The 13,997-nt window shown below is 64.5% G+C and carries 13 protein-coding genes; 2 read left to right on the top strand and 11 right to left on the bottom strand.

Annotated elements, in window-relative coordinates; all coding sequences use genetic code 11:
* Positions 1-7: 7 nt before the first annotated feature.
* Positions 8-1,156: an acyl-CoA dehydrogenase family protein gene (locus VNW74_RS11545; protein WP_325676849.1), complete on the top strand. Its 1,149-nt coding sequence runs from the start codon at positions 8-10 to the stop codon at positions 1,154-1,156.
* A 58-nt stretch (positions 1,157-1,214) separates the two neighbouring features.
* Here the strand turns inward: VNW74_RS11545 and VNW74_RS11550 are convergent, their stop codons facing one another.
* Positions 1,215-1,436: a hypothetical protein gene (locus VNW74_RS11550; protein ID WP_325676850.1), complete on the bottom strand. Its 222-nt coding sequence runs from the start codon at positions 1,434-1,436 to the stop codon at positions 1,215-1,217.
* Positions 1,437-1,494: 58 nt separating this feature from the next.
* Positions 1,495-2,295 carry a hypothetical protein gene (locus tag VNW74_RS11555; RefSeq protein ID WP_325676852.1) on the bottom strand — a complete coding sequence of 267 codons (801 nt, stop codon included), beginning with the start codon at positions 2,293-2,295 and terminating at the stop codon, positions 1,495-1,497.
* 297 nt (positions 2,296-2,592) lie between these two features.
* Between VNW74_RS11555 and VNW74_RS11560 the strand changes: the two genes are divergently transcribed.
* Entirely contained in the window at positions 2,593-3,450 is an 858-nt protein-coding gene (locus VNW74_RS11560) for an SDR family oxidoreductase (RefSeq protein ID WP_325676854.1), read from the top strand.
* Here the strand turns inward: VNW74_RS11560 and VNW74_RS11565 are convergent, their stop codons facing one another.
* The 9 genes from VNW74_RS11565 to VNW74_RS11605 all read right to left on the bottom strand — a co-directional run bounded on the left by VNW74_RS11565 (position 3,451) and on the right by VNW74_RS11605 (position 13,859).
* Positions 3,451-3,786, bottom strand: coding sequence for a YnfA family protein (locus tag VNW74_RS11565; RefSeq protein ID WP_325676856.1), 336 nt, complete (start codon positions 3,784-3,786; stop codon positions 3,451-3,453).
* A gap of 5 nt (positions 3,787-3,791) precedes the next feature.
* Positions 3,792-4,946, bottom strand: a complete 1,155-nt coding sequence (locus VNW74_RS11570) for a cellulase family glycosylhydrolase (protein ID WP_325676858.1) — start codon at positions 4,944-4,946, stop codon at positions 3,792-3,794.
* A gap of 152 nt (positions 4,947-5,098) precedes the next feature.
* Entirely contained in the window at positions 5,099-6,787 is a 1,689-nt protein-coding gene (locus VNW74_RS11575) for a hypothetical protein (RefSeq protein ID WP_325676860.1), read from the bottom strand.
* Between the two features lie 226 nt (positions 6,788-7,013).
* On the bottom strand, positions 7,014-8,234 hold the full coding sequence (locus VNW74_RS11580) for an O-succinylhomoserine sulfhydrylase (protein ID WP_325676862.1): 1,221 nt from the start codon (positions 8,232-8,234) through the stop codon (positions 7,014-7,016).
* 48 nt (positions 8,235-8,282) lie between these two features.
* The gene (locus tag VNW74_RS11585; RefSeq protein ID WP_325676864.1) at positions 8,283-8,699 is read right to left on the bottom strand and encodes a rhodanese-like domain-containing protein; all 417 of its coding nucleotides are present in this window, start codon (positions 8,697-8,699) and stop codon (positions 8,283-8,285) included.
* An 81-nt stretch (positions 8,700-8,780) separates the two neighbouring features.
* Entirely contained in the window at positions 8,781-10,034 is a 1,254-nt protein-coding gene (purT, locus tag VNW74_RS11590) for a formate-dependent phosphoribosylglycinamide formyltransferase (protein ID WP_414686660.1), read from the bottom strand.
* Between the two features lie 141 nt (positions 10,035-10,175).
* Positions 10,176-11,588: a wax ester/triacylglycerol synthase family O-acyltransferase gene (locus VNW74_RS11595; RefSeq protein ID WP_325676866.1), complete on the bottom strand. Its 1,413-nt coding sequence runs from the start codon at positions 11,586-11,588 to the stop codon at positions 10,176-10,178.
* A 334-nt stretch (positions 11,589-11,922) separates the two neighbouring features.
* Complete coding sequence (locus VNW74_RS11600) at positions 11,923-12,564, bottom strand: PaaI family thioesterase (RefSeq protein ID WP_325676869.1); 642 nt, start codon at positions 12,562-12,564, stop codon at positions 11,923-11,925.
* Positions 12,561-13,859, bottom strand: a complete 1,299-nt coding sequence (locus VNW74_RS11605; protein ID WP_325676871.1) for an adenylosuccinate synthase — start codon at positions 13,857-13,859, stop codon at positions 12,561-12,563. The genes VNW74_RS11600 and VNW74_RS11605 overlap by 4 nt, the downstream gene beginning before the upstream one ends.
* Positions 13,860-13,997: the final 138 nt, after the last annotated feature.

A 13,997-nucleotide genomic window follows, 5' to 3' on the forward strand; every position in this document is an offset into this window, starting at 1 on the left:
CATCCTTATGAGCGCACGCCTGGAATACACCTCCGAGCATCAGCAGTTCCGGGAACTGGTCCGCGATTTCGTGGCACAAAGGGTGGTCCCGGCCCACGAACGCTGGGAGAAGGCTGGACGTCTGGACCGCTCCTTATTCATCGAAGCGGGAAAGCTTGGACTGCTGGGGTTTTCAGTCGCCGAGGAATTCGGCGGGCCCGGTGTCGACGACTTTCGCTACAACGCGATCGTCGTCGAAGAACTCCAGCGAGTCGGCGCGGCGGCCGAGGCCGTCGCCATCTCGCTGCAGAACGACATCGTGCTGCCCTATTTCACCGACCTGACGACACCCGAACAACAACAACGCTGGTTACCGCGGGTGGTGACCGGCGAGACGATCATCGGCATCGCGATGACCGAACCGGGCGCCGGCAGCGACCTGGCCGGGATCCGCACCACCGCGGTGCGTGACGGCGATCATTACGTCGTCAACGGCGCCAAAACCTTTATCTCCAACGGGCAGACCGGGGACCTGTTCATCATCGCGGTACGCACCGCACCCGATCGTCACAAGGGGCTGTCGCTACTGGTCGTCGACCCGAACACGCCGGGCTTTTCCCGCGGCCGGAACCTGGAGAAGATCGGCCTGCATGCCCAGGACACCAGCGAGCTGAGCTTCACCGATATGCGAGTTCCCGTCGACAACCTGCTCGAGCAGGAAGGTAGGGGCTTCTATCAGCTGATGAACAACCTTCCGCAGGAGCGGCTTTCGCTGGCGGTGGGTGCGGTGGCTGCCGCCGAAGGGGTACTTGCCGAAACTCTCGAATACGTGCGGCAGCGAAAAGCCTTCGGCTCTCCGATCTCTGGCTTGCAGAATACCCAATTCGTCCTCGCCGAGCTAGCCACCGAAATCGACCTTGCACGAACCTATCTCGATGACTGCATCGCCGAGCACTTGACCAGTGAGCTCACCGCGGCCAGGGCGGCCCGGCTGAAATGGTGGACCACCGAACTGCAGGTGCGCACCGCAGACCGCTGCCTGCAGTTGCACGGCGGTTACGGCTATATGCGGGAGTATCCGGTTTCGCGCGCGTTCGTCGACGCCCGCATCCAGACGATCTACGGCGGAACCACCGAGATCATGAAGACGATCATCGCCAAGGATCTCGGTATCTAGGACGTCGACATCATGGTCTTCGAGATCATGCTGCTTGCGAACGGATGGGCGCTCCGGGTCAAGCAATCTCGGCGGAGGCTGACGGTATGTCGCCGATCCCATCCCCGGGTGCTGCGGTTGCTTGGTTCGGCAGCCGCACCGCGGCGCCGACCAAGACCAGCGCGGCGGCGGTTACGGGATCCACTTCCCATTGCGTCCCGCTGCTGTACTTGAGCAATCTGTCGCGGGATTCGACGTCCGCGATGAAAAGAATCCAGACCGGATCGGGGCTGCTCTGCATGCTGATACCTCTCAGAATTTGGGATTGTGACCTTGTCAAAGTCCGAGGTTGCGACATGTTAGGCCACCACCTCGAAATGAGTTGTGCGGGGTGGTTTCCCGCGCGTGATCGAGCTCCACTCGGAGAAAAGGGCGTCGACTCCTCCGCGCCGATGCAACGCGCGGAGAAGTAGCTCCGTCTCGGTAAGGATCTTGGCAACCTGATCTGGTTGCGCGTAGTTAAAGAAATCGTGACGGTTCCACCACAGCACCTTGGTTCGGTAGCGTTCGTCGGGGTAGGGCGTAGCCGGTATGGCTGCCACCACTGCTCCAGAAGAACGCCAGCGGTTCAGAACGGATGTCGCGGCCGTGAACATGCAAAATTGCGCGTCGAGTATGACCATCATTTGGAGACCACTGCGGGCCACGGCGTCGGTCAGTAAACGATTCCGATGCGGATCGTCGGTTGTCCAGCCCGACTTCATTTCCAAGACCCCGAACGGGATGCGGTCGGCGATCATGTTTCGGACGGTCTGCTGGCCGGGCTGGCCGGCCCATTCGAGAACCGCGTGCGAATCGTCGGCCGACCGCAACGGCCCCTTGGCCCGCAGCCCGCCGATCACCTCTCCGGCGTCGTCGACCACGGCCGAGAACATGACAGTGTCGGCTCCGCCGCGCAGCGCGTCGACGTCGAGCACACACTCCACACCGTGCTTGCGATAGCAGCGATGGGCGCCCGCCAAAAACTCGGACCACAAGCCAGGATCAGCCAAAGGATGCGATAGCACCAGCGTGCAGCCGATGTCGGGATCACGCCAGCTAACGCCCTGGCCAAGAGACAACCGGTCGCCGGTCGAAGTAGCTAGTGAAACCGCATTCATGCGTTTCCTCTCCGGCAGGCGCCATACCGGCTCTACACCGTAGACATTGTTATCATACTTCATGCATCATTCTGCTGGCTGACCATACCTTGTGATGTTTTCTGTCACAAGGGCGATTCTTTCAGCCGATTTCAGTCGTATGGCATGCACCACTGGTATGTGACGCCGGACACGAAGTCTTATTTGGGGGCCGTACAGTCCGGCGAACCGCAGGGGTGAGCCACGACGAAATACCGGCCCGCCGGCGCCGAGGTGCGCGATTCCCCGCCATTTTTGACACCTGTAAAGTTCGTCGGCATGGACAACATCAGGGGTAAGACCATCGTCATCACCGGTGCTGCCCGTGGCATCGGGCATGCCACCGCCAAAGCGCTGCTGGCGCGGGGTGCGCGGGTGGTGATCGGCGACCGCGACGTCGACGTGCTCGAGAGCGCGGTCGCCAACATGAGCAATCTCGGTTCGGTGTCGGGTCATCCACTCGACGTCACCGACCGAGAATCGTTCGCGGCATTTCTCGACAAGGCCCGCGCCGACGGGGGCGGGCACATTGACGTGCTGATCAACAACGCCGGCGTCATGCCGGTGGGCTCGTTTCTCGAACAGTCGGCGCAGGCGATCCGCTCGTCGATCGAGGTCAACTTCTACGGCGTGCTCACCGGCTGCCAACTGGTGCTGCCGGAAATGGTCAAGCGTCGAACCGGGCACATCATCAACATCGCGTCGCTGGCAGGCATGGTCGCGGTGCCGGGCCAGATCATCTACGCCGGAACGAAATTCGCCGTGGTGGGGCTGTCCACGGCGATGGCAGACGAATTCGCCCCACACGGCGTCAAAGTCACCGCGGTGCTGCCGACGTTCACCAACACCGAACTGATCTCAGGAACCTCGCCGTCCGCCGCGCAGAAGCCGGTGGAGCCCTCTGAGATCGCCGCAGCGGTCGTCAAGGTGCTCGACAAGCCGAAGACCCAGGTGTCGGTGCCCGGTTGGGGGCGGTTGTTCGCCGTTGCGGCCATGCTGTTGTCGGACCGGCGTCGCCGCTGGCTCAACAAGAAGATGGGCAACGACACGGTCTTCCTCAGTCTGGACAGCACGGCCCGCCGGGCTTACGAAGACCGCGCGCAGCACGCGACGGGCGTCGTCGAGCACAAGGATTGATTACCGCCCGCGGGGAACGTACATAATCACTCCGACGCCGGCCAGACAGACCGCGGCGCCGATAAGGTCCCACCGGTCTGGCCGAAACCCGTCCAGCGCCATGCCCCAGGCCAGCGACCCGGCCACGAACACACCGCCGTAAGCGGCCAGAACGCGGCCGAAGTGGGGGTCGGCTTGGAAGGTGGCGACGAAGCCGTAAGCACCCAAGGCGATCACGCCCAGGCCGGCCCAGATCCATCCCCGATGCTCGCGGACAGCTTGCCAGACCAGCCAGGCGCCGCCGATCTCGAACAGCGCAGCGATCGCAAACAGCAGGATCGATCTGGCGACACCCATCGGGCTTAGCCGGCCGTCGAGGAGGTCAGCATTCTGATGGTCTGAGATTCATCACCCTGGAAAGCCGTTCCATCCGGCCGCAGCAGATCGTGGAACCAGACCTTCGGAATCGACGTGTACGGGTGATCCCAGGAGTCCCACGGAAAGTAGGTCTGGGTTCTTCCGGCGACCAGGCCCCAGTTGATGGCACCAACGTTGTGCCGCTTGGCAATTGGCAGGATGCTCTCGACGGTGCTGCCCTGCGGCCGAGCCATGTATTCGGTGCACAGGATCGGCCGGCCCTGCGGGGCGAGCTCGGCGATCCTGGACTCAAACGTCGCCGGTTCGGCGTAGGAGTGGAACGAGATCACGTCGGAGTTGGCCAGCTGGATCCCGGCGATTGCGCTGCGGCTCGCGGGATCTTCCCATTCGCCTTGCCACACACCACTGGTCAGCGGTTGACGGGGATCGACCGAGCGTGCCCATGAGAACACCTGCGGAAGCAGCTCCGCGACGCGGTCCAGCTTGTCGGACCGCTCGACGTTGCGGTACTGGTTCGCGGGATTGTCAGGTTCGTTCCACAAGTCCCAACCCAAAACCCGGTCATCATTGCGGAATTGGGTCAGCACGCCCGTCACATAGTCCTGCATCACGCGGGTGTAGCGGGGATCGCCGATGCGTTCAGCGCCGGGACTCTGCACCCATCCCGAGTTGTGCACCCCGGGAGTGGGCGCGTGCTGACGGCCCAGCCTGGGCAACGGATCCCAACACGAGTCGAACAATACAAACAGCGGCTTGATGCGATGGCGCGACGCGATGCCGACGAATTGCGCGAGACGTGATTGGAAGCCGCGGGAATCCTGTGCCCACAGCTGATCATGCAGGAAGACCCGCACCGTGTTGAGCCCGTGGAAGCGGGCCCAGCCTAGTTCGGTGTCGATGCGCCGAGGGTCGTAAGTGCCGGCCTGAAACATCTCGAGCTGATTGATCGCATTGGAGGTGACGAAGTTGGCGCCGACGGGCCAACCCTGCGCCTGATACCAACTGTTGGCGCGATCAGGCGACCACCGACTGGGTTCAGCAGAGGCGCGGGGCGGCTCCGCCGAGGCGCGAGGTGATTGGGCCAGAGCCGCGCCCGCCGCCAGGAGCAACGGTAGCTTCAGAACCGTACGGCGGTACACGAAATGACGATAAGTTGGCCAAGGCGCTGTTCCCGGTATTCGTCTGGCGCGTCGCGCCGAATTATTTACCCGGCGATCTTGTTGCGAGAATTGTTATCTCGTCGACACCATGAGCACTTAGCGTGTTGCCGCCGAGTGCAACGCGCGCGGTGTTACATTCCGGCGCCAACGGCAAGCATCCGCTCGAGGGTTAGCGCCTGAGCACCGGCGGACACCGACGTTTGTCCCGACGTGGCAATCATTGCCCAACGCTCCGGCACGACGGCGATCTCCTCACAAGGCTGTTGCGCCGTTGAGAATTTCGACATAAGCGAGCGGATCTTCTCCGCATTCGCCGTGGCCTCCGGAAGGAGAACACGGGTTGCTGCCCCTCCACCGACGGCGGGATGGCGCGCCATGAACTCCCGCAAAAACAAGGCACCCGTGACTTTCGGGTTGATGTCCTGGACCGCGGCCACGACGGTATCACCGAACTTTCCGCCCAAGGTGCCGATCGCAAAGTCAACGCCACAATGCAGCAAGCCCAGCCGCCGCGACAGGTCGCCCATCGCTCCGCGCAGTTTGGTGTACATGGCCTTTTCCAGTCCGAGGTTCTGCCAGTCTGCGGCGCCCACGAAGATGTTGCCCTTCCACGCGGTACCGCGCATAAATTGAAGGGTCAACCCGTCCAACAACTTTCCTGACCGTACGTGAGCTGACGGCGTGGTCAAGACTTGCTCCCCGCCGATGTGTCTATCTTGGTAAGTAACGTGAGCCTCGAGGACTTGATCGCCGCCCAAGTTCCACGCTTTGGTTGCGAGGTCTTCCAGCCGGCGAGTGTCATCGAGCTCGATGTTGGCGACGATGCGACCGCCGTTGCCGCCGTCGGATGGCTTCAGGCAGCCGTGCGACAGCTCGTAGCGTGCCGTCAGCAGCATGCTCGCGCGCACAAGATCATGACTGAAGCCGCAGCGGTTTTCCTGCCACGGGACCGTGTAGCCCGGTACTACCGGAAGTGTTGTCCGCAGGGCGTGGAACGCCTCGCTCGCCCGATGCTCCTGGTCAAGTGTCAGCTGGGCCGGCTGGTTGGACAGGTCGCCGTTGAGGCGCAGCGCGGACTCGACCGTCGGATGCAGCATTCGCTTACCGTTCCAGGCTCCGAGACGAGAGTTGTTGGCGTCCACACGAATTCGCTGAAGACCGGCCGCCTGCGCCAACCAGGTAACAAATATTTGGAACTCGGGTTCGAAGTCGTACGGAGACAAAACAGTCGAAGGTCGTTCGCGCAGAATCTGGATCATCTGAGCTATGACGGGATCGCGGTCGCCGGCATCGACCGCCCGCCGCAGCAGCGCGTGAGACATGTAGTAGTAGTCGGCATTCGGGAGCGTCAGGCGCTTGACCCCTTCTTTGGCAATCGCGTGACGCCATGGGCGAGTTCGTCCGACAGCTACATCGCCGCTCCGCGCGAGATACAAACCACGCGTCTCTACATACGTCGTGAGGTCCGAGACCGGCCGTCCCTCAATCATCGCGGTGAGGTCTGTCTCGAAACCGCGGGCAAACGGCGTGGTCGAATGCACGATCAAGCGCGACTGCTCACCGTTCGGTGACGAGAACTCGACATACTCATCCACCAAGTCGAGCAGGTCGCAGGGTTCGATCGATAGCAACTTGCGGCTAGCGATGGCGATGTCTGTCTCATCAAGTCGCAGCGGACCGGCATAGCTCTGCCAGGCAACTTCGCGTCCGTCTACAACGACGGTCCAGTCTAGAAAATCGTGGGTCAACGGATGAGGCGACGTCCGCGGGCGGCGAATGCACGAAATCACTCTGGTCTCTCCCAATCTGGCGCAGCGCAATGAGGCGTGTTTGTTCAGCCGGCAGCGATATCGGCGCCTTATGTTGCCATACACGCCTTAACTCACGGTACCGAGCACTTTGACCATCGCACCAAAGGTTCTTAAAGACCAAACCCGCCGGAAAAAGCCGGAAACGGCAAGGTAAATAACGTGATAACGCGCAGCGCAGATAACGGAAACGGGAGTAACCGACCAGATTCAAATGCTGTGAGAATGCTGCTAGTCGTCAGTGCAACGCCTGATCGAGATCGGCGATGAGATCGTCGGTGCCTTCCAGACCGACCGAGATTCGAACTACACCATCGCCCAGGCCGATAGCGGCGCGCCCTTCGGGTCCCATTGCCCGGTGGGTGGTCGTCGCCGGATGGGTCACAAGGGATTTCGAATCTCCCAGATTATTAGAAATGTTGATTAGCCGCAGCTTGTCCAGGACCTCGAAAGCTCGTTGTTTGGCCGCGCTGTCGGGAACGTCGAGTTCGAAGGTGACGACGGTACCGCCGCCTGACATCTGTCGCTTTGCCAAGTCGTACTGCGGATGCGACGACAGAAATGGATAACGCACCCACCTCACCGCCGGATGCCCCTCCAGGTACTCGGCGATTCGCTGCGCCGAGGCATTTTGATAATCGACCCGAATCGCCAGTGTCTCAAGACCTTTGAGCATTACCCACGCATTGAAGGCGCTCATCGCCGGTCCGGTGTGCCTCATCAGTTTCTGCACCGGGCCGTCGATGTACTCCTTGTCACCCAATATTGCCCCGCCGAGCACACGGCCCTGCCCGTCGATGTGTTTGGTGCCCGAGTAGACCACCACGTCAACGCCGAGCGGAAAACCCTGCTGCAGCAACGGGGTTGCAAAGACGTTGTCCAGCACGACTTTCGCCCCCGCGGCGTGGGAAAGCTCGGTAACTGCGACAATGTCGACCAGCGACTGCATCGGGTTCGACGGCGTCTCGAAGAACACCGCCTGGGTTGGAACGGAAAGCGCCTTCTCCCACTGGGTCAGGTCGTCGCCATCGACGAAGACGGTCTCGATCCCCCAGCGCGGCAAGATCTCGTTGCACACAACGAAACACGAGCCGAACAGGCTGCGCGCGGCGACCAGGCGATCGCCGGCGCCCAGCAACGCGCCCAGCGAGGTGAAAACCGCCGCCATCCCGCTCGCAGTCGCGAACGCCGCCGGCGCGCCCTCGATCAACCGCAGTCGTTCCTCGAACATGCTGACCGTTGGGTTGCCGTAGCGGGAGTACACATAGCGGTCGATGTCGCCGGCGAAGGCCTGCTCCGCTGCGCCGGCCGAGTCGTAGACGTAGCCGGACGCCAAATACATCGCTTCGGCGGTCTCTTCGAACTGCGATCGCAAGATGCCGCCGCGCACTCCGATGGTGGCCTGGCTGACACCGTCGGGCAACGGCTCCGGTGTACGCACCGACGGAACCTCACTCACCTGCGCCGCTCCTCCTCATCGCTACGCTCTGCATCGTCGCGACGCGAGTCATGACTGCTTCCAGGGCAATCCGATTGCGCGCCAACCGACCCCGCCGCGGTGACCGTCGGCGTCGAGATGCCCTTCGAAACCGTCCAGCACGTTGTACGACGGGGCGATGCCCGCCTCGGTCGCGGCCTCGGCCGCGCCGATGGAGCGGTTGCCAGAGCGACACAGGAAAATCACTGGCCGGTCCCCGGTGGCGGCCGGCAGTTGCTCAGCCAGCTCGGCCACGAACTTTTCATTGCGCGCGCCGCCGACACTGTTCCACTCGATGTAGACGACCTCGCGGCCCAGGCTGGACAAATCGGGCACCCCGACGAAGCGCCATTCGGCGTCGGTGCGCACGTCGACCAGCACCGCCTCGGGGTTCTCGCCGAGCAGCTTCCACGCCTGCTCCGGTGTGATATCTCCTGCGTAGCTCACCCGCGTGAGTGTCGCACACCTGACTGGGAGAGCCACTGGTGGGCGCTGGCGCGGAACGCCGGGCAAGGACTTCGCCGGCGCCTACCAGAGCCTGCGCAGTGCCGCCGACGCCTCCCGGGCGCGGGTACGCGCAGTGCTCACGTCTGCGGCAGTAACAACGGCCACGCCCAACGGACGGCGCCCTTCGGGCTCGTGACCACCGAACACCCGGGCATCGCTCTCCGGCACCCGCAACGCATCGGCCAGTACGCCGACCGCTTTTGAGCTGTGGACCGTCGGGCCGGACGCGTCATGGCCGGCGTAGATCACCTCCGCAGCGCCCGGCGAAATCATGATGGCGTCGGTCGGCAGGCCCAGGATTGCCCGGGCTTGCAGTTCGAATTCCGACAGCCGCTGGGTGCGCAGTGTGACCAGACCGCTCTCGAAGGGCCGGGCCGTGACATCGCTGAAGTACACCTCGTCTCCGCGGACCATCAGCTCCACCCCAAACACGCCGCGCCCACCCAGCGCCTTGACGATACGGGCGGCGATCGACTTGGCAGTGTCCAACGCCGCGACGCTCAGGTCTTGCGGCTGCCACGATTCCTGCACATCACCGATGGCCTCACCATGTCCGATCGGGGCGCAGAACTCGATCGTGGGCGCCGTCGGTCCAACGCTACGCACCGTAAGCAGGGTGACGTGAAAGTCGATCTCGACGAGGGTCTCGGCCAACACCCGGTTGTGGGCCAGCCGACCACCGGCCGACACCGCACGTTGCCAGGCCGTTTCGATGTCGGCCGGTAGCAGAACGATTGACTGCCCCGCGCCGGCCGTCGCGGCCACCGGCTGCACCCGCAGCGGGTAGCCGGCGTGATCGGCCACCGCCCGCAACTCGTCAAGCGACCCCGCGAACCAGAATGGGGCGGTAGGCAGACCAAGCTCGTCAGCGGCCAGCCGGCGCAGCCCCTCCCGGTCGGCGGTGAGCCGAGCGCAGCGGGCCGTCGGGAAAACCTCGGCCAGACCGGCTTCGGCCGCGTCAATCAACGCGTCGGCGGCGACCACGTCGGATGCCGTCACCACGAAATTCGGCTCGAACCGCCTGATCACCGCGGCTAGCTCGTCGCTGTCGGTCATGTTGACCACCAGTGACTGATCAGCGACACCGTGCGCGGGCGCATCGGCGTACCGGTCGAGCGCGATCACCTCAGCGCCGAGTCGCTGAAAGGCGAGCGCCAGTTCGCGGCTGAACTCTCCCGAGCCCAGCAGCATCACCGTGGTCCGGTGCAGCTGGTGGACCGGCGGCTGGTCGTGCTTTCCGTCAGTCGACTGGCCATGCGGCACGCCCTCGGCCACCGGTTTCACCTTCTCCCTCGGTCACTGTGCTGCACGCACTGCTGCACGCTGCTCAAGGATAGGGCGGCTCACGGCAGGGGCGGCAAGCGGCGATCCGGGCGCGATACCGAACGTTTGGGCTGACGACAAGCGCGTGAGTCGTCAGAGTCCCGCCGCGCGCTCGAGCAGGCGGAGTTCGTCGTCGAGGTGCTTGGTCATCGCGCCCAGCCCGGGGACGGCCTGGCGGCAGCCGGTGAGCCCGAACGCGATCGTATCGTCGGTGCTGGTGCACGTGATGTTCAGCGCCTGACCGTCAACCGGGATCGACAGCGGGTAGAGGGCGTCGAGGCGGGCGCCGTTCCAGTACAGCGGCGCCGGGGACCCGGATATGTTGGAGATCATCACGTTCGGCGGCCGCAGCAGCCTGTGGTGACCGACCAGCATGCCCAGCGCGAGCGGTACGGCCCCCAGCGCGCTCATCGCGAGGACCTGCAGTTGAGTGCGCGCGGCCAACGCGGCCTTGCCCTCACGCATGCCGGCCCGCACGGCTGCGAGCCGCTCGCCGGCGTCGGCCAGGTTGGTCGCCAGGCCGCACGTCAATGACCCGATCTTGTTCCCTGCTTCCGCGGTGCGGCCCCCGTCGCCCTCGGGCCGGGTGCCGCGCAGCGAGACCGGCACCATCGCTACCAGCGGCGCCCACGGCAGCGCGCTCTTACTGGTCAGATAGCTGCGCAGCGCCCCGGCGCACATGGCGAGCACCACGTCGTTGACGGTTGCGTCGCTCTGCTTGGCGACCAGGCGTAGCCGCTCCAACGGCCAGGAGCGCCCGGTGAACGACCGGGCGCCGTCGATCGGCACGTTGAGCATCGTGCGCGGCGCTGCCAGCGACAACGGCCCATCGCGGTGGCGCAGCGCCCGCTCGAGCGTGCCGGTGAGCGCGGGCGCGAGCCCGGCGGCTTCGCGGGCCGTGCTCCAGGCCTTCGCCGCCGCCCAGGACGGCAGCCGCAACGGGTCCAAACCGCGCGGCGAGGAGGCAGCTGGCGGGTCCGTTGCGGGCTCAGCCGGCTCCCATAGGGCGGGCGCTCCGCGCCGGTCGGGATCCGCGCTCAACGCCGAGCGCAGCATCCCCATCGCGGACACCCCATCGGCGAGCGCGTGGTGGATCTTGATGTACACGGCGTAGCGGCCGTCGGCGAGACCTTCGATCAGGTGCATCTCCCACAGCGGCCGGTCCCGGTTCAGCGGAGCCGCGTGCAGCCAGGACACCAGCGCCCACAACTCCGCCATTCCGGCGGGCTGCGGCAGCGCCGAATACTGCACGTGGTAGTCGAGGTCGACCTCGCCGCCGGAATCCCAGCCCCACTGGCCCAGCGACGTCACCGACCGGCGGGCCCGCTTGCGCCAAAACCCGGCCACCTCGTCGCGGCCGACGGCCGCTGCGAACATCTCGCGCACGTCGCGCGCGCGGGCGCCCTCAGGCGGGGAAAACAACGCCAGCCCGCCCACCTGCATCTGACAATTCTCGGACTCGGCGAGCAGGAACATCGAATCGGTTGGCGACATGGGAAAAAGCATCAGGTCACAAACTCCAAACATCAGGCGCAACGACGACGGTGCAAGAAGGACGAGAACGGTTGCGCGAGAACGTCGGTCACACCAGGCGAATCGTGCCGATCCATGCCCAGCTCCCGCCGAGGGTGCCTTCCCTCGCATCTCGGATCGGCGACGATCCCGCTGGTCGCGGTGGCAAACCTCGTTGCTGTCACCCGAGGTAGAGCGCCACCCCCGGTCCGAAAGGAATGTGACCGCTAGTCGAGAGGGGTGAATTACCGCTGTGATTGAGGCTACTCCACACGGCGGAGGGTTGTCGCGGTCACAGCCGCAGGCACGCGCAGGCGACGTCTCGCTATTACGGCTGACCGGGCAGCAACCGCACCATCAGGCCGTTGGCTTCGGCCAGCAGGGTGTCGCCGTCGCGCAGTTCGCCGCGGACAAACGCCTTGCGGCCCTCGGTGGCGGTGACATGGCCCTGGACCACCAACGGGGTGTTGATCGGGGTGATCTTGCGGTAATCGACGTGCAGGAAGCCGGTCCGGCTGATCGGCCGGCCGGCGGCGTGCACCACCATCCCGAAGACATGGTCGAACAGCAGCGGGAGCACGCCGCCGTGCACCGCCCCGTTGCCGCCGACGTGGAACCGGCCGAAATGGCCGCGCATCTCGACGCCGTCAGGGTCGAATCTGCTCATCGTCCACGGCGGCAGCAGCAGGCTGCCCATTCCCGGCAATTGCGGCGACCGGCCGGCCGGACCCTGGCCTTCGGGAGCCTGAAACGGCGCGAGCAGCGCGGATAGCGCCTCGGCGTGGTCGGCGGCGTCTTCCCAGACGTCGTCGCTGGGGTCTGCAGACACCGCCAGATCCTGCACCCTTCGCATGGCATTGACGAACCGGCCGAAACCCGGCCCCGGGCTAGCGGCCCCGTATTCCGGAAAGCCGCCGTGATGGTCGTAATCGGGGTCGAGTTGTTCTGGGCTCTGCGAAGACTCGGTCACACGCACGCCGCCAGCACGTCGCGGCGAACGATGGTCTGATCACGGCCCGGGCCGACACCGATACACGAAACATGTGCTCCGGCAAGCTCTTCCAGCCGCAGCACGTAGTCACGCGCCTTGGCGGGCAGATCGTCAAACGTCCGTGCGTCGGAAATGTCTTCCCACCAGCCGGGCAGCTCTTCGTAGATCGGTTCGGCGCGGGCCAGATCGCTTTGAGTCATGGGCATGTCGTGGGTGCGTTTGCCGTCGATCGCGTAGCCGACGCACACCGGGACGGTTTCCAGGCTGGACAACACGTCCAGCTTGGTCAGGAAGTAGTCGGTGATGCCGTTGACCCGGGTGGCGTAACGGGCGATCACAGCGTCGAACCAGCCGCAGCGGCGACGGCGCCCGGTGGTCACGCCAAACTCACCACCGGTTTTGGACAGGTATTCGCCGTTCTCGTCGAACAATTCGGTGGGGAACGGGCCGGAGCCGACCCGGGTGGTGTAGGCCTTCAGAATTCCCAGCACGGTGGTGATCCGCGTCGGGCCGATGCCGGAGCCGACCGCGGCGCCGCCGGCGGTCGGATTCGACGACGTGACGTAGGGATAGGTGCCATGGTCGACGTCGAGCAGGGTGCCCTGCGAGCCTTCCAGCAATACGGTCTCGCCGGCCTCTAGCGCAGTGTTCAGCAGCAGCCTGGTGTCGGCGATGCGATGCCGGAAGCCCTCGGCTTGTTCGAGCAGGACCTCGACGAGATGCGCCGGCTCCAGGGCCTTGCGGTTGTAAATCTTGACCAGGATCTGGTTTTTCAATTCCAGGGCGGCTTCGATCTTGTGGGTCAGCAAATCCGGGTCGAGCACATCGGCGACCCGGATCCCGATGCGCGCAATCTTGTCCTGGTAGCACGGCCCGATGCCGCGGCCGGTGGTGCCGATCTTCTTGCTGCCCATATAGCGCTCGGTCACCTTGTCGATGGCCACGTGGTAGGGCATCAGCAGATGCGCGTCGGCGGAGATCAGCAGCTTCGAGGTGTCGACGCCGCGGTCCTCGAGACCCTTCAACTCGTCGAGCAGCACGCCGGGGTCGACTACCACGCCATTGCCGATGACGTTGGTGACGTCGGGTGTAAGCACACCCGACGGGATGAGGTGCAGGGCGAAGTTCTCACCGGTGGGCAACACCACGGTGTGTCCGGCGTTGTTGCCGCCCTGGTAGCGCACTACCCACTGGGCGCGGCCGCCGAGTAGGTCGGTGGCCTTGCCTTTTCCCTCGTCGCCCCATTGGGCGCCGATCAGGACGATTGCCGGCATGGCGCTTCTCCCACCAGTATCTGCCGCTTATTGTGGTCCAGCCGGTGACCTACCTTATCTCAGCTGTTTGCGAGGAGCCGTTGAACACTGACATCGCCGTGCTGATGTTCGGCGAGCATCGTGTACCGCGGACTTTGC

Source organism: Mycobacterium sp. (genome assembly GCF_035570115.1).
Lineage (GTDB): Bacteria > Actinomycetota > Actinomycetes > Mycobacteriales > Mycobacteriaceae > Mycobacterium.